At 44.7% G+C, this 19,314-nt stretch carries 16 protein-coding genes; 5 read left to right on the top strand and 11 right to left on the bottom strand.

Annotated features, from left to right (window positions below; all coding sequences use genetic code 11):
* Positions 1-138: 138 nt before the first annotated feature.
* The 3 genes from AC4MRV_RS02780 to AC4MRV_RS02770 all read right to left on the bottom strand — a co-directional run bounded on the left by AC4MRV_RS02780 (position 139) and on the right by AC4MRV_RS02770 (position 5,578).
* A complete protein-coding gene (locus AC4MRV_RS02780; protein WP_491185896.1) occupies positions 139-2,304 on the bottom strand; it encodes a TonB-dependent siderophore receptor in 2,166 nt (721 codons plus the stop codon).
* Positions 2,305-2,407: 103 nt separating this feature from the next.
* Entirely contained in the window at positions 2,408-3,328 is a 921-nt protein-coding gene (locus AC4MRV_RS02775) for a GyrI-like domain-containing protein (RefSeq protein WP_491185895.1), read from the bottom strand.
* Positions 3,329-3,559: 231 nt separating this feature from the next.
* Positions 3,560-5,578 (bottom strand): alkyl/aryl-sulfatase, encoded by a 2,019-nt coding sequence (locus tag AC4MRV_RS02770; protein ID WP_491185894.1) that lies wholly within the window; start codon positions 5,576-5,578, stop codon positions 3,560-3,562.
* A gap of 120 nt (positions 5,579-5,698) precedes the next feature.
* On the opposite strand from AC4MRV_RS02770, the gene AC4MRV_RS02765 reads away from it, so the two are divergent.
* Positions 5,699-6,601, top strand: coding sequence for a LysR family transcriptional regulator (locus tag AC4MRV_RS02765; protein WP_491185893.1), 903 nt, complete (start codon positions 5,699-5,701; stop codon positions 6,599-6,601).
* Positions 6,602-6,649: 48 nt separating this feature from the next.
* Here the strand turns inward: AC4MRV_RS02765 and AC4MRV_RS02760 are convergent, their stop codons facing one another.
* From AC4MRV_RS02760 to AC4MRV_RS02750, 3 genes are read right to left on the bottom strand one after another with little or no spacing between them, the layout of a single operon-like run.
* The gene (locus AC4MRV_RS02760) at positions 6,650-7,774 is read right to left on the bottom strand and encodes a M20 family metallopeptidase (protein WP_491185892.1); all 1,125 of its coding nucleotides are present in this window, start codon (positions 7,772-7,774) and stop codon (positions 6,650-6,652) included.
* A gap of 9 nt (positions 7,775-7,783) precedes the next feature.
* Entirely contained in the window at positions 7,784-8,251 is a 468-nt protein-coding gene (locus tag AC4MRV_RS02755) for a YjiG family protein (protein WP_005469822.1), read from the bottom strand.
* On the bottom strand, positions 8,251-8,988 hold the full coding sequence (locus tag AC4MRV_RS02750) for a nucleoside recognition domain-containing protein (protein WP_491185891.1): 738 nt from the start codon (positions 8,986-8,988) through the stop codon (positions 8,251-8,253). The genes AC4MRV_RS02755 and AC4MRV_RS02750 overlap by 1 nt, the downstream gene beginning before the upstream one ends.
* 388 nt (positions 8,989-9,376) lie before the next feature.
* Here AC4MRV_RS02750 and nhaD point away from each other — a divergent pair, with 388 nt between their 5' ends.
* Positions 9,377-10,813, top strand: a complete 1,437-nt coding sequence (gene nhaD, locus AC4MRV_RS02745; RefSeq protein WP_491185890.1) for a sodium:proton antiporter NhaD — start codon at positions 9,377-9,379, stop codon at positions 10,811-10,813.
* Here the strand turns inward: nhaD and AC4MRV_RS02740 are convergent.
* The 3 genes from AC4MRV_RS02740 to AC4MRV_RS02730 are packed head-to-tail and all read right to left on the bottom strand — an operon-like array spanning position 10,810 to position 13,053.
* On the bottom strand, positions 10,810-11,214 hold the full coding sequence (locus tag AC4MRV_RS02740; protein WP_491185889.1) for a hypothetical protein: 405 nt from the start codon (positions 11,212-11,214) through the stop codon (positions 10,810-10,812). The genes nhaD and AC4MRV_RS02740 overlap by 4 nt on opposite strands.
* Before the next feature lie 4 nt (positions 11,215-11,218).
* Entirely contained in the window at positions 11,219-11,695 is a 477-nt protein-coding gene (locus AC4MRV_RS02735; RefSeq protein ID WP_491185888.1) for a methylated-DNA--[protein]-cysteine S-methyltransferase, read from the bottom strand.
* Positions 11,692-13,053, bottom strand: a complete 1,362-nt coding sequence (locus AC4MRV_RS02730) for a DNA-3-methyladenine glycosylase 2 family protein (RefSeq protein WP_491185887.1) — start codon at positions 13,051-13,053, stop codon at positions 11,692-11,694. Before AC4MRV_RS02730 ends, AC4MRV_RS02735 begins: the two co-directional genes overlap by 4 nt.
* Before the next feature lie 150 nt (positions 13,054-13,203).
* Here AC4MRV_RS02730 and AC4MRV_RS02725 point away from each other — a divergent pair, with 150 nt between their 5' ends.
* Positions 13,204-13,407, top strand: coding sequence for a hypothetical protein (locus tag AC4MRV_RS02725; protein ID WP_491185886.1), 204 nt, complete (start codon positions 13,204-13,206; stop codon positions 13,405-13,407).
* Here AC4MRV_RS02725 and AC4MRV_RS02720 read toward each other — a convergent pair.
* Positions 13,402-14,664 carry a sensor histidine kinase gene (locus AC4MRV_RS02720; protein ID WP_491185885.1) on the bottom strand — a complete coding sequence of 421 codons (1,263 nt, stop codon included), beginning with the start codon at positions 14,662-14,664 and terminating at the stop codon, positions 13,402-13,404. The two genes, AC4MRV_RS02725 and AC4MRV_RS02720, sit on opposite strands and share 6 nt — an antisense overlap.
* Positions 14,661-15,344 carry a response regulator transcription factor gene (locus tag AC4MRV_RS02715; RefSeq protein WP_491185884.1) on the bottom strand — a complete coding sequence of 228 codons (684 nt, stop codon included), beginning with the start codon at positions 15,342-15,344 and terminating at the stop codon, positions 14,661-14,663. Before AC4MRV_RS02715 ends, AC4MRV_RS02720 begins: the two co-directional genes overlap by 4 nt.
* A 163-nt stretch (positions 15,345-15,507) precedes the next feature.
* Between AC4MRV_RS02715 and AC4MRV_RS02710 the strand changes: the two genes are divergently transcribed.
* A complete protein-coding gene (locus tag AC4MRV_RS02710; RefSeq protein ID WP_491185883.1) occupies positions 15,508-16,278 on the top strand; it encodes an efflux RND transporter periplasmic adaptor subunit in 771 nt (256 codons plus the stop codon).
* A 16-nt stretch (positions 16,279-16,294) separates the two neighbouring features.
* A complete protein-coding gene (locus AC4MRV_RS02705; RefSeq protein ID WP_491185882.1) occupies positions 16,295-19,300 on the top strand; it encodes an efflux RND transporter permease subunit in 3,006 nt (1,001 codons plus the stop codon).
* Positions 19,301-19,314 lie beyond the last annotated feature (14 nt).

Genomic DNA, 19,314 nt, shown 5'->3' with positions numbered 1-19,314 from the left:
GGGCTCCTATTAGTGTGGCGTTTCGCACCTTAACTCACCGCTGTGTTTATTGTCAAAATAGGAACGTAATAGTTTGTTTAAAAAAGAAAAGGCAGCGCTCTGGCTGCCTTTTTTCGCTGTCAAATCGGATGAGTGTCCCTAGAACTCGTAGTTAATATTTAGCTCTACACTGCGCTCTGCACCATACCAACAGTTATCGTTGTTGTAGCATGAGTAGTACTCTTCATCGAACACGTTGTTTGCGATGAGATTGACTGTCGCACCTGCTAATGAATCAGACGCATTCCCTAACTCATAGCCAACAGACATATCAAACAACGTATAGGAAGGAACGCTACCTGCGGAGTTATAAGCATCACGCTCCATTTTACCTACATAGCGAACACCACCGCCTAGACGAGTTCCAGCTAGTGCACCAGCGTAAAATTGGTAGTTCGCCCAAAGATTTGCGCTGTGGGTAGGCACATAAATCGGAGTGGTCCCTTCCAACTGCTCGTCTGCACCGGCTTGTGTCACTTCCATATCTAAGTAAGTATATGAAGCAGACAGATCTAAGCTGTCACTAGCGAACCAACGTCCTTCGATTTCGGCACCTTTTGAAACCACCTCACCGATTTGGATACGTTGCTGGAAATTGGTTGGATCGGCAGCCAGCACATCTGATTTCGTAATCTGGAAAAGTGAAGTAGTTAGGGAGCGGCTACCATCATCTGATTGGTATTTCACTCCTGCTTCAATTTGTTTACCCAACTCTGGATCGTACGGGTCTCCCGTTGCCGAGTTTGTTCCAGCAAGAGGCTCAAAGCTGGTTGCGTAACTAATAAATGGTGCGATGCCTGACCCAAATTCGTACAAAGCACCAACTCTAAATGAGAACTGCTTGTGATCAGCTTTGGTGCTATTGCCATTGTATTTACTGGTTGAACGATAGTGATCGTAACGGCCACCCGCAATAAGAACTAGGTTATCGTAACGGATCTGGTCTTGCAGATAGAAACCTAACTGGTCGACGGTAATTTCATCCACATTTTCGTATTCGTTACCCATATCGTTAGGGTTAACGTAATCATTTATTGGGTTGAACACATTGTTCCAGTACACCTTGTCAAAGACGGTATAAATGGATTCGCCGTCTAAATTTTGATAGTCGATGCCAAGCAGTAGATTATGAGTGACGCTGCCCGTATTGACCAAACCAGACAGCTGGTTGTCGATAGTAAAACCTTTGGATTCCTCTTCCGTGCTATAAGCAGTTAAGCGAATGTTTCCGGTACTTGGATCCCAATAGTTGTAGTCCCATACCGCCCCTGTATAAACCGCACCATGATAGGTGTTTTCTTGTAGTAAAGAAGCATTGAGGTAGCGCGCGTTTTGTAGAAAGCTCCAACTGTCGTTGAACTCATGATTAATCTTATAGCCAAGCATAAAGACTTCACGCTCGAAGGTACTCCAATCATCAGCACCGATGGATGTGGATGGCGATGTTGAGCCATTGGGATTATCCACAAACATGCCAGATGAAGGCAGTGCGGAGTTAATCCCCATCGATGGGTCTTTTTGGTAATAAAGATTAACGTTAATCCAAGTTCTGTCTGTCGCTTGCCAATCTAACGAAGGAGCAATTAAATAGCGCTCTTCTGTCGCACCATCGACTTGACTGTCTTTTTTGCGCGCTAACGCCAGTAGTCGGTATGAAACGTCACTCTCGCCAAGTTGACCCGTTGAATCCAATGAGACTTGCATCAAACGATGTGAGCCCGTGGCTAAGCCCACTTTGGTTGATTGCTCTTGCTGAGGTGACTTTGCCACCATATTGACCATGCCACCTGGCGACATTGCGCCATACAAGACAGATGTTGGCCCTTTGAACACTTCAACTTGCTGTATTGCAATTGGATCGATCTGCGGCTGAAGGTTCCAACCATTCAAGAGAGGGAGCACTAAACCGTCGTAGTAGCTCTGATTCGCTCTAAAGCCACGAATCATGAACGTATCGTACATGGTGACGACACCACCACGGGTCTCGGTGACCACACCAGGAGCATAACGCACGGCTTCACTCAACGACTGAACACCGCGTTGCTCCAACTGCTCGCCGTCAATAACCGTAATGCCTTGCGGCGTTTCCTCTGGTTTTAACGCGGTTTTGGTGGCGGTGTTGCGGTAAGCTTTACCTAATACATCAACGGTATCAAATACGGTCGTCTCTTCTGAATTTTGATCAGCTGCGATAACAGGCGCAGAAAGCGCACCGAAAAGCGCTAGTGTTAATGCAGAGCGCTGAAATTTAGTTGGAGTTGTCATGTGTCCCTCAAGTACCAATGCTTGTTTTGAGAATAAATCTCATTTGCATTTTACAAACTTGAAACACAGAAAGTTAACAATTTGGTGCAACCTGACCAAATCATTATTGATGTTCAATCGGTACCCAGTATTCCATAGCCGCCTCTTCCCCCATCAGCCGATAATTGGCGGGATATCGCTCAAGCTCATAACCGTCAATGCCTCGGTATTGAGATTGAGGTAGCCAATTGAGTAAGAACCATTGCAGAGTACTAGGTAATTCACTCACACATCCTTTGTGCTTTATAACAGCGTAAGTTTGACTAGGAACTTTTAACAGCTCCAGCTCCTTTTCCATCAAGACGGGAAGCTCAGGAAACTTAAACTGTTCATCCACCTCCGTTCCTGCCCAGTAAAAAATGTTGCTGCCATCAAAATGACTTTGCGTAACATCCACCACCCCCACAGCCGTATGCTGACCAAGAGTCTCAGCATGCTGTTCCAATTTTTGCCACAACGCAGGGACCTTAACGTGAAAATCCGGAGCCAGAGAAAACAGACCGTTTATTCGTTCATTGATTCCAAGTAGAGAAAACGCTTCTCTTGTTTCCACTCTGACCTCAATAAATCTATCCGCCGATTGCAATGCCTTGAAAGAAGCCGCTTCAAAAGGCTTACGAACCCCCGTTCTGCGCCCGAGCTTACGATACGCTCTGGGGCTAACTTGAAACATCTGCTTAAACGCACGACTAAAACTGATCTCCGAGCTAAAGCCTAAATCGAGGGCAATATCGATCACTCTCTCTGTCCCGTCGATCAAGCGTTCTGCCCCTTGACTGAGTTTCAACTCGCGTACATATGTGGCAACGGATAAGCCCGTTTGTTCTTGAAACACTCGCTGTAGTTGCCATCGAGACCAACAACTTTGTTTAGCAATAACATTCAACGACAAAGGTTGATCAAGGTGAGTATGGATATAACTCAACACGCGATTTATACGAGTAAAAGCGGTTGATGATGAACTGGAGCAGAAAGTACGAGCCATGAGTTACGTCATAAAGAATAATCTGGCTCGATAATATCAGAAATGAAAATGAGAATTAATATCTACTAAGTGTCATATGATTAATTGAATTTCAGAAAGTTGTTTGTCTATTCACGCGTAAGCCGAGCATTGTCTGCCGTGTATTCATCACCGCATAGAATACTTTAAAAAAGAAACCCCTAGCCTGTGAGACTAGGGGTTGGATAGCTAAAGTTTATTCTTGTGGCCAGATTACTTATTAGGCATTGGTAAGATTTCAAACATGCCATCAAAGTCATCCAGTGTGGCTGCCAGTTTCGTTACTAGGCTTGCATCACCCGTCAACTTAGCTTTACCGGATTTCACTAAAGCTTCTAAGTTTGTTTGGCCTAATACCATCGCCGTCATATCTGCTTTGCTGATCTCTAATGTGACATCAGTATTAGGTAGTTCATCCACCTCAATGTTGGCCATGTTGGCATTCGATACTTCACCAAAGTATGACTCATTCAAGTCTGGGTGATGAATACCGAAGCTGAAGTCTAGATCTGCCTGCTCTGCTTTCTCCGCATTCAATCTCACTGCTAAGAAGTCAAGGAACATACCCGTTGGTGTATTCGCGATAACATCTGGAGACGCCAACTTAATTGATGGTTGAATATCACCAGTACGCAGCTCTACAGCACCTTGTAGGTAAGAGTTACGCCAAGCCATGGTTTCTGATTGGTAACCTTGCTGCTCGAAGCTGTCCGCCAATGCAAAACGGTAGTTAATATTGCTTGGGTCACATTGCACTAAATCATTAAACAGTTGTGACGCTTCTTGGTATTCCCCTTTGGCAAAGTGCGTTTTACCCGCTTTGAACAGTGTCTCTGCGCCTGCCGCTTCTACATACACACATGACTTCTCTTTGGTTTGTAGAGGGTTAGTATTTACCGGGTTCATGTCATGGTAGCCCAGATATAGGTTCACAACAGCGCGAGCGTTATGGCTGTATGAACCATGGTACCCATTGGTATGCCATGTATCTTTTTGTGATTGAGGAACAATCTTCTCAATCTCGCGACCAACATCATGAATGGTCACACCGTGGTTAGCTAAGCGCATTGCTTGGTTATGAATGAAGCCATAGTTATCACGTTGCAGCGTCATGTAATCGGCAATTTCATTGGTCTTTGTTTTCGTATCATTCCATACAGGTGCAGAGTGCGCAGCATGGATGTTATCGACTAGACCACTATCAACATAACGCAGTTTTAGTTCTGTCAGGTACTTAGTCCAAACCAAGGCATCACGTACTTTTGCCCCGCGGAAAGTATAGATGTTGTGCATACCATCGTAAGTAAGCTCAGCCGTATTCAGTGAGCGGTACTCAGGAATGTAGAGCACTATCTCAGCAGGCGCTTCGGCACCTGGCATGTTAATCGCGTGGAAGTCTAAGCCGTCAATGGAAATAACTTTTTCACGCTCTTCAATTTCTTGAGTGGGTGCGACTAAGGTCACCTCACCGCGAGAAGTGCCAAGACCTAAGGCGTTATCCACGATACCTTGAGTGTTATTATCTAGCGTTGTGCCATATTGATAGTTAGCGCGACGCCCCATGGCCGCCCCTGCAATCACGTTTTCATCAGCTAGCTCTTTGATAAAGTCATTTGGAGCGTAAATAGGTGCGCCTTCGACGAAATCACCTGATTCAAAAATACCGCGTGAACCACCAAAATGATCAGCATGCATGTGAGAATAGATCATGCCGGTAATCTTGTGCTCACCGTTGATTTTAGGCAGATGCATTTTCGCAAATTCCCAAGAAGCCGCCGCAGCTTGCTTTGATAACAGTGGATCGTGGATAACGTATCCATTATCTGTGCGGTAAATTGTCATGTTAGACAAATCAGCACCGCGGATTTGGTAGACGCCATCGGTTACTTGATACAAGCCACCAGCCGCGTAGTTCAGCATGCCTTGACGCCAAATTGATGGGTTAACCGAAGCCGGAAGCTGATCAACGCCCATCTCAGCCATGTATTCAAAACGATTCTTAAGTTCGCCCGCTTCATGAGTTCCAAACTCTGCAATCAATCCTTTTTGCGTGCGCTCGAATGCGCTGACATCTTGCCAAGGCAGTTCTTTTGCCAACGTCGCATTCGCAAGCTTGGTGTGCTCTGTCGCAGCCTTACCTTGATAAGTGTCTAAGCTCGCATAGTCTGCCGACGCTGAGAATGAAACGATAAGTGCAAGTGAAATCGCTGAGGGTGCAAAACGGTGTGTCATAGGGAACCTCGTAGTCTCTCATTATTGGGTACAGGACTAATGTATTCGGTTGACACATCAAGATACATACATGAGACTTTATACAAAACATCGCGACTCGTTATGTATTAGGGAGAAACCGTGCACGATAACCAAATCGATCTGAATCTGTTCAAAGTTTTCCTTAGCGTTTACCAACATCGCTCGATTACGTTAGCCGCGGAAGTGCTGGGATTAACTCAGCCGGGTGTGAGTGGCGTTCTTAAGCGGTTACAACATCAATTAGGCGTGCAATTGTTTATTCGTTCTGGCCGAGGTATTGCACCCACACACCAAGCTCATGAATTAGCGCGGCAAATTGAACCCGCTTTAAGCCAAATCCATAATGCGATTGAAGGGATTGAAAGCTTTAGCACATCGAACTCTCGGCGCTTTGTGGTCTATACGACTGAACCAATGATGCTAATGCTCCTACCTAAAATCGAGGCTGATAGCACATTAGGTAATGTCGAAATCGAGCTTCACCCAACTTTGTCGAGTGAAGAGAAGCTCATCCATAACCTCAATCAGCAGAAGGCGGATCTAGCTATCGATTTCGCCAACTACTCAGCCCCTTCCTTCTTTTCTGAGTTTTTCTGTGATGATGAGATTTGCGTGATAGCCCGTAAAGGTCATCCCCGAATCAACGAAGCGCTATCGCTGGAACAGTTTTACGCTGAAAAACACGTCACATTAAAAATGAGACGTGAAGATGCTTACCTTGCCGATTACTTTACCGAAGAGTCGATTGGAGAGCGTAAAGTGGCCGCAGAATGCGATTCACTGGTCCAGCAGATGACAATGATTTCAAACAGTAACTGCTTAGCTGCAATGGTGAGAAGTATCGCTGACCAATTTGCCGAGCGACTGGATCTGCAGGTGCTTGAAGCACCATTTACCAGTATTCCGGTTAAATATCGTCTATTGGCACACAATCGAATGAAACATAGCCCAGCCAATATCTGGCTGCGTGACAAACTCAAATCATACTTTGTGGAAGAATAAAAAAGCCCCGATTAGTCGGGGCTTTACCATGTTGTCTCGGAAGATAACTTAACCTGCAATCTTCTCTATAACTCGCATTAGCAGTTTGATGCGCGGCTCAATCGATTCAAGTAACAGGTACTCTTGATCACTGTGGAATCCCGCTCCAATCGGACCTAACCCATCAAGCGTCGGCACTCCAAGAATAGCCGTGTTGTTTGCATCAGAGCCACCACCCACTTCCTTCCAGTTAATGTCGATGTTTAACTCTTGTGATGCCTGCTCAACCAAGCTCATTAACGCTTGAGTTTGCTCACTTGGCACCATGGACGGTTTGTACGCTTCACGCTCTAAAGTGATGCTAACACCAGAGTCAAAGGCGTTTTGACTGCGCGCGTTGAGCTCTGTATCCACATCATCGTATTCGTTGTTATTCCAGAAACGAACATCAACAATCGCTTCAGCATGCTCAGGCACAATGTTTGCGCCTGCTCCGCCAGAAACGATTCCCACATTCAAAGTCGTACCTGATTCAAAATTGGTCATCGCATTAATGGAGATTATCCAATTTGCCATTTCAGTAATGGCGCTATGACCTTTTTCTGGCTCATTACCCGCATGAGCAGCAATGCCATCAAAGGTAATTTTATAGCGAGCCATACCTTTACGAGCTTTGACCAAACCACCATCAGCACGCGCCGCTTCTGCCACCAAAACATGTTTTGCTTGCTTAGCCGTTGCTTGAATCCAATCAACTGAATCAAGTGAGCCAGTTTCTTCGTCTGGATTCATGCAGATACAAATTGACAACTTATCTAGCACGCTTTGATCAAGGTTTCGCATCGCGTACACAATGTTGAGCAAGCCAGATTTCATATCTGACACACCCGGGCCGTAAGCTTTTTCAGCATCACAAGTCATCGGACGCAGCTCAGCGGTTCCCACAGGGAAAACAGTATCCATATGACCAATCAGCATCACGTCGATATCGCTCTCGTCAGGTTTGTTACGAATTTCTAAACCTACGCCTGCTTTACCACAATCAACACGTTTTACATGCCAACCTGCTAGCTGGTGAAACTTGCTCTCGAACTGAGAGGCAACAAGCTCGATGCCGTCGACTGTGTATGTGCCGCAATCAACATTGATTAATGGGCGCAGCTCTTCGAGGTATTCATTCAACGAAAAATTCATTTTTCCTTCCTACACAAACAAGTTCATTACAAGCATTGCACCAAAAGCGTTGAGTACCGAAATGGCAATCATAACGGGAATGTAGCGGCCTTCTGTGCCAATCGGGCCCATAATACGGCCCATATACTGAACTTGAGAGCCCATCAAGTAGATAGCAGGAGCTAAGATTGCGATATGCGCACCATTTAAGATACCTTGGTCAAACAAGGTGATCACAACACCTACAGCACCACCCATCGACATCCAAGCACCGATAAGAACCGCAGCAGCTTCACCTGGCAAGCCAAATACAGCCATGATTGGCGCAAATACTGTGCCCATCATATCTAGAGCGCCAGTGATTTGCAGCGCTTTAATGATCACAAACGCCATAAGCACATTAGGAACAGTTGACGTAGTGGCGATCACCCAACCTTTCTTAGCGCCTTCAACGAAAATATCCGTCACCATAGGTTTTCTTGCTTTTACTTCGCTCATTATGCTGTCTCCTCTTTAAGGTTTTGTGCATCGTCTTTGTCTTGTTTACCCTCTTTGCCTTCAGTGATGTTGAGGTAAATACGGAATAGGTTAGCCCCCACAAATTTGAACACGAACATGATCGCCACAGCCAAACCAATAGACGAGGTAACAGCTAACGAGCCATCGGCTAGAGTTAACGTAAATAGCACGGCACCGGAAGAGAAAAAGTTAACAATGGTGGCACCAGCGGTGAACTGGAACATGGTAAACACGTCTGTTTCTCGCTTGGTTAAGCGTCCTTCATCTTTAAGCTGACGTGTCATTGCGGCACCTGCATCTGTACTTTGCAGTGAAGCAATCAAAGCAAGGCCAGAACTACCAGGAATACCCATCAATGGACGTAGTAGAGGGGTAAGGAGTTTACGAGCGGCATCCAGTGCACCGTAATGCTCAAGTACATTGATCACACCCAGTGCGAACATTACGGTTGGGATCAACGTCAAAGCGAAGATAAAGCCATCACGGGCACCACTACCGCCTTTACCGCGTAGTGATGTCGTCGCCGCTTCAACGCCTTCTGCCGTTTCTTTCACGTCGTAAGCGACCTTACCAAACGAGCCGTTTAAGGTCGTAAAATCTAAAACACCATACCAGTCATTTGACTTCATTAACCCTGAAAAGAAGACTACTGCGAACGCCAATGCGACGTAGCAGCCCCATGTGACTTTACGCTCTTTTTGATTGGAATCAGACATAATTCACCTATGTAATTTGTTATGTGGAACAGAACACATAGGATCTTGAATTAAATAGTATGCCGTTAGGATGATCCTTATCAATTAGTGAAACGAACTATTAATAAGTTTTTACTTGTTATTATATTTTGTGATTTAAAGCCAAAATGGCACATATTCCCAATCAAACAAATCAACATTGCATATCACATAGATTCATATTTTCTTCACCTGCCGTTAAAAAGTGGCGCAAATTCAAACAGATCAAACCTATCTCACAAACCCTTAACGAAAAGCCCATTAGACTATAAGGCCATTGCTTATACCCAAGTGACTTTTTGTTTGAACAAGAACAAGAACAAGAGGTTACTTGGGTATAACAACAATCATCTTTCAAAGGAGTGGAAGTATGAAACTGCAGTGGTCAGTCTTTATCGCTTTAACGCTGTCCCCCATTACCGCCTTTGCTGCCAACGCTTCAGGCGACATTTTGCCCTTAACTCAATCGACCATTGGCTATGCCGCGCTGCTCATCTTTGCTATCGCGTACACCTTAGTCATGCTGGAAGAGTACCTACAACTTCGCAAATCCAAACCTGTATTACTCGCAGCAGGTTTGATTTGGGCAATGATCGGCTACGTTTATTCGCAATACGATCAAATTGAGGTTGCCAAAGCCGCCCTAGAGCATAACTTGCTAGAATATGCCGAGCTGCTGCTCTTCTTGCTCGTCGCGATGACCTATATCAGCGCGATGGAAGAACGCAGATTATTTGATGCGCTCCAAGCTTGGATGGTGGGGAAAGGATTTAACTTCCGCGCCCTTTTTTGGTTAACCGGCATTCTCTCATTCTTTATTTCCCCTATTGCCGATAACCTAACCACAGCTCTGTTGATGTGTGCTGTGGTGATGAAAGTCGCAGGCGACAATACGCGATTTATTAACCTGGCTTGTATTAACATCGTTATTGCAGCCAACGCCGGTGGAGCCTTTAGTCCATTTGGTGATATTACTACCTTGATGGTATGGCAAGCAGGACACGTTTCATTTGCCGAATTTATGCCGCTTTTCCTACCCTCAGTGGTCAACTACGTGATTCCTGCGTTAATCATGTCTCTGTTTGTTCCGAATACTAAGCCTGACGTGGTCCACCAGCATGTCGAGTTAAAACGTGGCGCCCGCCGAATTGTCGGCCTGTTTATTCTGACCATCTCAACCGCTGTGGCTTTCCACGCTGTGCTTCATTTCCCACCAGTGATCGGCATGATGATGGGCCTTGCTTACTTGCAATTTTTTGGGTTCTTTTTACGCAGAACGCTCAAAGCTTCACTGCATAAAAAAGCAGCACTGGCGATCGCCAATCGCGATGACCATGCATTAAAACGCCTTGGCTCTGTGGTTCCATTTGATGTGTTTAGGCGTGTCTCTCATGCCGAATGGGACACCTTGCTTTTCTTCTACGGCGTAGTCATGTGTGTTGGCGGTTTAAGTCTATTAGGGTATTTAGGCATGATCTCAGAGGTGATGTACACCCAGTGGGATCCTGTATGGGCGAATGTGATGGTGGGCATTCTTTCAGCAATTGTTGATAACATTCCGGTCATGTTTGCCGTACTCACTATGGAGCCAACCATGTCGATGGGCAACTGGCTGTTAGTGACCTTGACTGCCGGGGTAGGTGGTAGCTTGCTTTCGATTGGGTCCGCAGCCGGCGTAGCTTTAATGGGAGCAGCACACGGAAAATACACCTTCTTTGGTCATCTTAAGTGGATGCCAGTTATCGCCCTTGGGTACTCAGCGAGCATTGTTGTTCATATGATGCTCAACACGCATCTGTTCAACTAATTCAGTTCCGAAGGCAAAGGCGCGAAATCGCGCTTTTGCCACGTACTGGCGAGTTGATATTTGGCGCACACACTGCATGTGAGCAATTCATTTTGACCATGAATCCGCATCACAATATCCTCGCGCTTCTCCTTTGAGCTATTGCGCATTGTGATGGTTAAGTAATTGTCTTTCACTTCAAACGGTTTGGTTGTATCCAGTTGTCCATCTCGAATAAAAGTCACCTTAGCGTCTGAAAACTCAAGCAGATCGCCGTTGTACTGATTTTCAAACACACCAATAAATTGATAGGTTTGCTTATTCAGCATACGTATTGCCTTCTCTTCGGAGCAGGCACCCAGTGTTGCAGTAATGCCTCCCCACAAGATTAACGCTGTAACCAGTCGACAACTCATTGCCATTCACTTACTCCGTGCTTTCTAATGCTAGCAATTTTGCTTTTCGCTCCACACCACCCGCATAGCCTGTCAGTTTACCGTTCTTACCAATCACACGGTGGCAGGGTACTATCACCGAAATCGGGTTCTTCCCATTCGCTAGTCCTACGGCGCGGACAGCCTTAGGGTTATCTATCGCATTGGCCAAATCTTGATAGCTCCAAGTCTCCCCATAGGGTATGGTGGTTAACGCTAACCAAACCTTTTGTTGGAAGTACGTTCCTTTTGCAGCAAGCGGCAGATTGAACCCAGTTCTTTCTCCTAAAAAATATTCACCTAACTGCTTGATTGCATTATTAAGTATAGGATCGGATTCAGAAAATTCTCCGAGCTGTTCTGGTTGAGTGGTTTGCGTCTCAAACCAAGCCCCCAGCAACCCTTCGTCATTCGCCTGTAAGGTCATCTGTCCCATCGGGGTTTCTATGATTGTATAGCGTGTGTTCATGCGTGACTCCAACAATGGAAAGTGGCGTAACTCCCCCAAGGAGTCACCGATTCTTTATTGATTAATGGGAAGTGCGGCTGCACTTTCTTAACCACCAAATCCCCGTCTAAAAAGCAATTGGGCTCTGAAGCTCCTCGTAAACGGGCATAATTCACGGTCCAAGGACCAATACCTTTAATCGACAACCACTCACCTAACGCTATATCAGGAGTATCTCGCATCACGTTGGCGAACCTTAGCAAAGTATCTTTACGGCTTTGTGGCATGCGAAGAAAGCTTAAATCGGTCTCAGAGACTTCGTGTGGCGTAGGAAAGTGATCGACACCATCAGGCTGTAACGTATGAGCAAGCAAGTTCAACTGACCAATTGCAGCTTTGATTGATACCTGCTGACCCAATATGGCTCGTACGCCGGCTTCCCAGCGATTCCACACTCCTGGTATCCGAATACCGGGATGAGATACAAAGTTGGAATCTAGCTGCTTTAAGTGCTCTTCGATACTTAATATGTCTGTATCTAAGTCAAACATACGGCGCAACTGGTTAACGAGCTTTTTCAATTGGCGAGTATCATCAAGACTAAACTCGACTCTCATTACGCCATCTTTAAGTTTAGAAATACGAAACCAACCTCTCGCGTCATCCAACCTAAATGAGCGTTCATAGCTGTTCTCAGACACTTTTTCCAAACCTTCTATTGCTCGTAAACGGTAGAAAGCCAACATATGCTGCCAGTCTAACGGGCCTTTATAAGCCAGATCGATATAGTTGGTTTCCCGACTCTCATGTTGCTGCTTTCTAATTTGGCTTGGCGTTAATTTCATAACTTGTTTAAAAGCATCATTGAAGCGCCTGACGCTGTTAAAACCACTAGCAAAAGCAATGTCGGTAACGGCCATCGAGCTAGAATGAAGCAGGTGCTTGGCAAACATCAGTTGATGGTAGAGTGCATATTGTTTTGGCGCCATACCTAGATGAGTTTGAAACAACTGCCTCAAGTAGCGATCACTAATCCCTAAGCGTATTGCTAGCTCTGCTAAACTACTCGTTTGTAACTCACCTTGTTCAATTAGCTGCAGCGCCCGATGCAAGGTTGCTTCTACCCCTTTCCAAGCCCAAGAGCTTGGCGCGCTATCTGGCCTACAACGCAAGCATGGTCGATACCCAGCTTGTAATGCCTGAGCTTTTTCAATGAAATACTCAACATTTTCTTCTTTCGGCAGATTTGCAGGACATATCGGTCGACAAAAGATTCCAGTACTTTTTACGCAAATATAGAATCGACCATCGAATCTGGCATCTCTCGCCATGCGTGCTCGTTGGCACTCCTTTGCGGTTAATTTCATCTGTCCATTCATGCCAACATCCCATGGCTCACTCGTTACTACGAACTAGTCTAATCTACTCTTCTTACAATACTAGCCATTTTCGGAACTGAATGAATTTGCGATCTGTTGAAACTCTTCTAAATTAAAAAATGCAGATGATAAATAATAAGGAAGTTGGCTATGAACCTGCACTCTTGCACGATTGTCCTTGGCGATGATCTCACTATGACGTGTGATAATGTTGAACAAACCTTAGGGATTATTGATGAACACGGCCCGTCGAATATTCATAGAATATTGATTGACGCTTCAGATGGCCAAAGGGTTCATTCGTATCATGACCTTAGTATCGAAGAGTCGATTGAAAGTTTAATGAGCTTATAGACGCCTCAGCTCTGCTAAGCAACCTCGTTCGTTGGGGTTGTTTTGCAAACTGAACTGCCAACCATAGCTGTTGCAGATTCGTTCAACAATCAAAAGACCTAGGCCGTGTTCTGATTCTGATGCGCCATGTAGTCCTTTACCTGTATCGAACACCTTAATCGTATCGCTCGATATGTTGATTTTAATCGCTCCAGATTCTGTAAATCGTATCGCATTCTCCACCAAGTTTTTGAGTACCATGTTCAAGGCTGTTATTGGTAAATTCATGGAGCATGGCCTGTCGACAGTCAAGGTTAAATTGACCTCTGAGGTTAATTGATCTTGATACTGCGATAGATTGATTTGCTCAGCATTCAATTCAAATACCTGCTGAGTCGTGACATTTTCCTGTTTTACAATATTCAGAAGCAACTCTATGGTATCTTGCATCCCCTTACCAGCTTTCAAGATCCGTTCACGTTGGCGTGTTTGAAACTTAGGATCGTCTTTCATTCCTTGTAGATTGGCAGCGCCTAGAACAACCGTAATTGGGGTTTTGAGCTCATGGCTAGCATACTTGGCAAATATCAGCTCTTGTCTTGCTAATCTTTCCTTCATTTTCTTGTAGCTGTTCAAGTGGTTCGTTAACTGGTTGATTTCATCAATCGCGTGTGATGAGGTTGTGAAATCCCCTTCTTTTTCAATGCGAAGTTGCTGACTTAAATCTGCAATCGGAGACATCAAGCTATCAAAAACACGTTTCAGTGAAGCTCTTAAAATAGCAATTAGAAAAATCATGAGTAGCATCGCAATGATCATCAATACATCCCAATTGTCATCACCGAAATCCATGGCTCTAGCATCAACTGTCAAGTAAAGCGGAACTTGCTGCCCTTGATACTCAAAGAGCTGATAGTAGACCAAAAAGCCATCGCTATCGTAAACACGAACGCGGGTCACTTCATCCTGAGGTAAAGGGTTTAACACGCTGATCTTTTCAGGAAGGACGCCAACATCATAGTAGGCAGTAACATGACGACTAACCGAAACTGAACTGACTTGTTCCAACTGGTAGTGGTAGATCGCTATATCCTTAAATGATACGAGATGGCTTTCTAGCTGGGTGTCTTCATTCCACACTAAACGTAAAGAAAATGCGAAGAAAACTAAAAACGACGTAGTGAGCGCAATAAATGAGAACGTCATTAATAAACGATGCTTCACATCGTCTATCGAGTTGCCGTGTGTTTTCTTTCGTGAGAAATAGTTGAAGATCATTTCGCTACCAACTTAAAACCGAATTTAGGAACCGTCACCAACATAGGAAACTCAAATGGCTTATCAAGCACATTACGTAGCAGATAAATATGGCTACGTAGCACATCTTTGTCAGGTACGTCTTCTCCCCACAATTGATGAATAAGCGCATCACGGGAAACGACATCACCTTGGGCTTTAACCAACATGAGTAAAATTTGATACATGGCGGGAGTAATGTCTAAGGCCTTTCCCTTGCGTACGATGGTATGCATCTTCTCATCAATGACTAAGTCACCAAATGCTAATTGGGTACGAGCGACTTGACCTTTAAAACGTTTGATCAAGGCACTTAAGCGAACTTCGAGTTCTGGAAACTGGAAGGGTTTCGTAACGAAGTCATCAATACCCGAATCAAAGCCCGACAATAAGTCTTGTTGTCCATTGAGTGCCGTCAGCATTAAAATCGGAGTGGTACAGCCCTGTTCTCGAAGCTCTTTCGCGGCTTGAAAACCGTCCTTTTTAGGCATCATTACATCCAGAATGATCGCATCAAACTCACTTTCCAACGCTAGATTCACACCAAGCTCACCATTGCTGGCAAAGTCCACCTCAGCACCTTTCACCTCTAGAAAATCTGCCAAGATACCTTGTAACTCTTCATTGTCTTCTACAACGAGAATACGACTGCCTTCAATCATGATTTACCTCTTCAAATTCGCTTATTCAATGCTCATGTAGCCAGTGTCGAATTTATGTCGAAATTAGTGTGGATGATCTTTTTTTTAATGTCGAATCTAATTCGACAAAAACTCGACATTGCCAAGAAGAGAATCTCCTATAAGAAATTACGAGGGAATCATCATGAACGCAAAGTTATCAACCTTGGCCATCGCAACGCTCCTTATCACAGCTCCTTCGCTTGCGGTTGAGCTCATTGGTCAAGCAGAAAGCAACAACAAACAGAGCATCGTCGCTGAGGTTAATGGTGTGATCAAAAGCGCTGTACTGGAGCCTGGTGACAACGTTGCAAGTAATACGCTGCTTGCTAGCATAAAAACTCAGAGCTTTGATTTTGAACTGGCCAAGAAGCAAGCCAATATTGAGTTGGCTCAAGCCGAGCTGAAATTGAAAAGCGCTACCTTTGAACGATTTCAAGAACTTGTGAACAAAAACAGTCTTTCCAAGAACGATCTGGATGTCGCTAAAGCGGATTACCTCAATGCAAAAGCAAACCTATCTTTAGCTCAAATTGAACTTCAAGAAGCCAAACAAAACTTAAGTGATACTCAAATTACCTCCAGCATCAACGGCTATGTTGTCAGCCGAAATACAGAAGTAGGCGCTTGGGTTAATCAAGGAGATCTACTCTATCAATTAGTTAACATTGATACGCTAACAATCACGTTATTGGCCAGTGAACACGATATTAAGTCACTGAAAGTAGGACAGCCGATACAACTGTGGCCAGAAACCCATCCAGAAAGAAAAGTGACATCCAACATTACTCGTATTGGCGTGGAAATGGATGCGAATACCCACGCTTATCCCATCGAAATTGACATCGAAAACCCTGACTACACCTTAAAACCAGGCATGTCATTCTATGGTTCTACCCATATTTCCAACCAATAGTAAAGGTCGGTAGCTCATGATTGCTTATTTTGCTACACGCAGCTTTTTGGCGCGTATTATTACCATAATGGTACTTCTACTTGGAGCGGGGGCGCTGACAACCCTTAAGCTGCAAGAATACCCAGATGTTGCCTTTGACACTGCAGAAATACAAACCTTTTACCCAGGTGCCACCGCTCAAGATGTTGAGCTCAATATCACCAACCCGATAGAGAAAGAGCTTCGCACCGTACAGGGGATCAGTTTCTTTTTCTCTGAGTCAACCGATGGTCATTCATTTATTGAACTCGAGATAAACCCTAGCGAAGACGCAAGTAGGGTGATGCGTGATATTCAACAAGCGGTTGATCGTGTTAGTGGTTTACCAAAAGATATTACTAACCCGCCAGTGGTTACTCAAAAACAAACCTCATCGTTTGAAGTTTTGACATTTGGTATCAGTCTTGCCGAAAGTAATACCGAGACGGCATCACTGCAAAGCTATGCTCGTCAATTGGAAAAGCGTTTGCTCAATGTTTCAGGTGTTAGCTCTATCTCAATGAGTGGTTACAACGAACGAGAGTTCTGGGTAGAAATTAATCCAGAGAAAGCCAGCCGTTATCAAATCACCATCAGCGATATCAGCACTGCAATTCAGCAACACAATCTTTCTCAGTCAGGAGGGATCGTTGAGTCTTGGGACAGTGAAAAGAAAATTGTCACTATGACTCAAGTGCAATCTGCAGATGATATTCAAAGCATTGTGATCAAAGCACTCAGCAACGGCACTATCGTTAAGGTCGCTGATGTGGCGAACGTTGTCGACACCTTTGCCAAAGCAACTCAAATGGGCGTGCTCAATGGACAAAATGCCATTCTATTTTCAATCACGAATAGTGGCAGCGCTGATATTGTTACGACAATAGACAATATCAAAAATCTAATTGGTGCCGAGCAAGAGCGCTATGCCGATCATTTCCAATTTGGGTATGGAATGAACCTTGCCAGTGACATGAGCGATAAGTTCTCAATCGTTTCGACTAACGGCGTTATCGGTCTTGCCCTAGTTTTGATTGTCCTGAGTATGATTTTAAAGCGTCAAGTTGCCTTTTGGGTTTCTGTTTCTATCCCTTTCTGTATCTTGGGTGTTTTGGCTGTATTGCCACTATTAGGGATGAACCTCGACAGTATTACGCTTGCTGCTCTTCTACTTGTTATCGGTATTATCGTTGATGACTCTGTCATTGTCGCAGAAAGTATCTACCAAGAAAGAGAGCGTGGAAAAACAGGCGTTGATGCGTCAATTGCTGGCACAAAAAACGTCATTAAGCCAATCATAGCGAGTCTTTCGACTACCGCTCTTGTCTTCATCCCAATGTTCTTTATCCCTGGAACCATGGGTAAAGCGGTGGCTGTTATCCCAATTACAGTGATTGCTGCACTTCTGTTCTCTTTAGCTGAATGTACATTGACACTACCTGCGCATTTATCTCGCGCATTGGAAACTCAGAAAAAGAATACCCAAGAAGACAAATTTAAAGCGGTCAGCCAGTGGTATCGCCAATACTTAACCTTGAGCCTTAGATTCAAGAAAAGTGTTATCGTCATTGCACTTGGAATCAGTACCCTTTCCGTGGGATTAATTTCTACACTCAAGATTGACATCTTTCCTTCGGAAGCTGCGAAGTACATCGAGATTTACACGGAAGCCAAACCGGGTACGCCTCTAGAGCTCATCCCAGCCGCACATACGTCACTGGAAGAAGCGATTCAATCACTACCAGAGAACGAACTCGTCAGTTATGAAATCGTCTACTCATCTCCTGTTAGCACTGGGGTTTTAACGCTAACCAGTTATGAACAACGAGATCGAACAGCGGCAGACATTATTAAAGAACTGAATACTCAACTAGAAGATAAGCAAAGTAATCTATTCGTCAAATTGTCCATTGATGCAGGCGGCCCACCACCTGGGGAACCCGTTGAAATCCGAGTACTTGGCGGCACAATGGCTGAACGTGAAGAGGCTGTCATTCTTGTCTCAGAGTGGCTAATCCAGCAGCAAGGTATTTCAGGCGTCACCAATAATGAGGCTTTAAAAGACCCTCAACTGAACATCGTTCCACAATATGACTGGTTAGCAAAATACAATTTGACCGTATCAGATCTTTCTTCGGCGTTACGTGTTGCCTTTGATGGAGACAGTGTTTCTTCCACTTGGCTAGGCGATCAAGAAGTTGATATTCGTGTAATTCTTGATGAGCAATACCGAGATATTGAGAAGCTTAAATCAACCAAAATCTACACAGCCGAAGGTAAGCAAGTTCCATTGAGCCGTTTAGCTACCGTAGAAACCATTGAAGCGCCACGTCTGATTAAACATTATAACGGAGAGCGAGAAGTCACTGTTACCGCACAAATCACCGATGATGAAGTCTCGCCCGTGACGCTATCAGAACAGCTAATTACGGCACTTGAAGGTCAATATGCACAAAGCGTCAAAATTGATGTTGGCGGAGAAGCCGAAAGCACCAATGAAACAATGAGTGGTTTTATGGTTGCCTTCCCTGCTGCGTTAATTGCCATCTATTTTGTTTTGGCGGTAATGTTTAACTCACTGTTACAGCCGCTACTAGTCATGGCCGTTATTCCGTTTGCCGTGATAGCTTCATTGATGGCTTTGGTCGTCCACATGCAAGCGCTGTCACTATTTGCTTTAATTGGTGTACTAGGGATGACAGGGGTGGTTGTCAACAACTCGTTGGTACTTATCAATCGCATCAATGAACTTAGAGTTGAAGGCATGGGGGCAATGGATGCGGTAGTTGAAGCCTCTGTGAGCCGCTTACGCCCAATTCTTCTGACCTCTATTACGACAGTGGCAGGCCTGCTTCCTCTGGCATACGGCTTAGGAGGAACAGATGTCTACATGGGACCAATGTCCTTAACGTTAGGCTATGGGTTACTGTTCTCACTGCCTATCGTACTTGTTGTGATTCCATCGCTATACGCCGTATGTTTTTGCCGTGATAAAGTCAAATAATCAGTATGATAGAA

The organism is Vibrio sp. (assembly GCF_984391705.1).
The sequence above is the reverse complement of the archived record's forward strand: the minus strand, read 5'-3'. Positions and strand labels throughout refer to the sequence as shown.

What these genes read in the sequence shown, in the direction of transcription:
- AC4MRV_RS02755 (WP_005469822.1), bottom strand. Translation starts at nt 8,251, where the DNA reads ATGAGCGAAGTAAAAGCAAGAAAACCTATGGTGACGGATATTTTCGTT.
- AC4MRV_RS02740 (WP_491185889.1), bottom strand. Translation starts at nt 11,214, where the DNA reads ATGGCAATGAGTTGTCGACTGGTTACAGCGTTAATCTTGTGGGGAGGC.
- AC4MRV_RS02760 (WP_491185892.1), bottom strand. Translation starts at nt 7,774, where the DNA reads ATGAATTTTTCGTTGAATGAATACCTCGAAGAGCTGCGCCCATTAATC.
- AC4MRV_RS02780 (WP_491185896.1), bottom strand. Translation starts at nt 2,304, where the DNA reads ATGACAACTCCAACTAAATTTCAGCGCTCTGCATTAACACTAGCGCTT.
- AC4MRV_RS02725 (WP_491185886.1), top strand. Translation starts at nt 13,204, where the DNA reads ATGAACCTGCACTCTTGCACGATTGTCCTTGGCGATGATCTCACTATG.
- AC4MRV_RS02735 (WP_491185888.1), bottom strand. Translation starts at nt 11,695, where the DNA reads ATGAACACACGCTATACAATCATAGAAACCCCGATGGGACAGATGACC.
- AC4MRV_RS02710 (WP_491185883.1), top strand. Translation starts at nt 15,508, where the DNA reads ATGAACGCAAAGTTATCAACCTTGGCCATCGCAACGCTCCTTATCACA.
- AC4MRV_RS02775 (WP_491185895.1), bottom strand. Translation starts at nt 3,328, where the DNA reads ATGGCTCGTACTTTCTGCTCCAGTTCATCATCAACCGCTTTTACTCGT.
- AC4MRV_RS02715 (WP_491185884.1), bottom strand. Translation starts at nt 15,344, where the DNA reads ATGATTGAAGGCAGTCGTATTCTCGTTGTAGAAGACAATGAAGAGTTA.
- AC4MRV_RS02730 (WP_491185887.1), bottom strand. Translation starts at nt 13,053, where the DNA reads ATGAATGGACAGATGAAATTAACCGCAAAGGAGTGCCAACGAGCACGC.
- AC4MRV_RS02770 (WP_491185894.1), bottom strand. Translation starts at nt 5,578, where the DNA reads ATGACACACCGTTTTGCACCCTCAGCGATTTCACTTGCACTTATCGTT.
- AC4MRV_RS02750 (WP_491185891.1), bottom strand. Translation starts at nt 8,988, where the DNA reads ATGTCTGATTCCAATCAAAAAGAGCGTAAAGTCACATGGGGCTGCTAC.
- nhaD (WP_491185890.1), top strand. Translation starts at nt 9,377, where the DNA reads ATGAAACTGCAGTGGTCAGTCTTTATCGCTTTAACGCTGTCCCCCATT.
- AC4MRV_RS02720 (WP_491185885.1), bottom strand. Translation starts at nt 14,664, where the DNA reads ATGATCTTCAACTATTTCTCACGAAAGAAAACACACGGCAACTCGATA.
- AC4MRV_RS02705 (WP_491185882.1), top strand. Translation starts at nt 16,295, where the DNA reads ATGATTGCTTATTTTGCTACACGCAGCTTTTTGGCGCGTATTATTACC.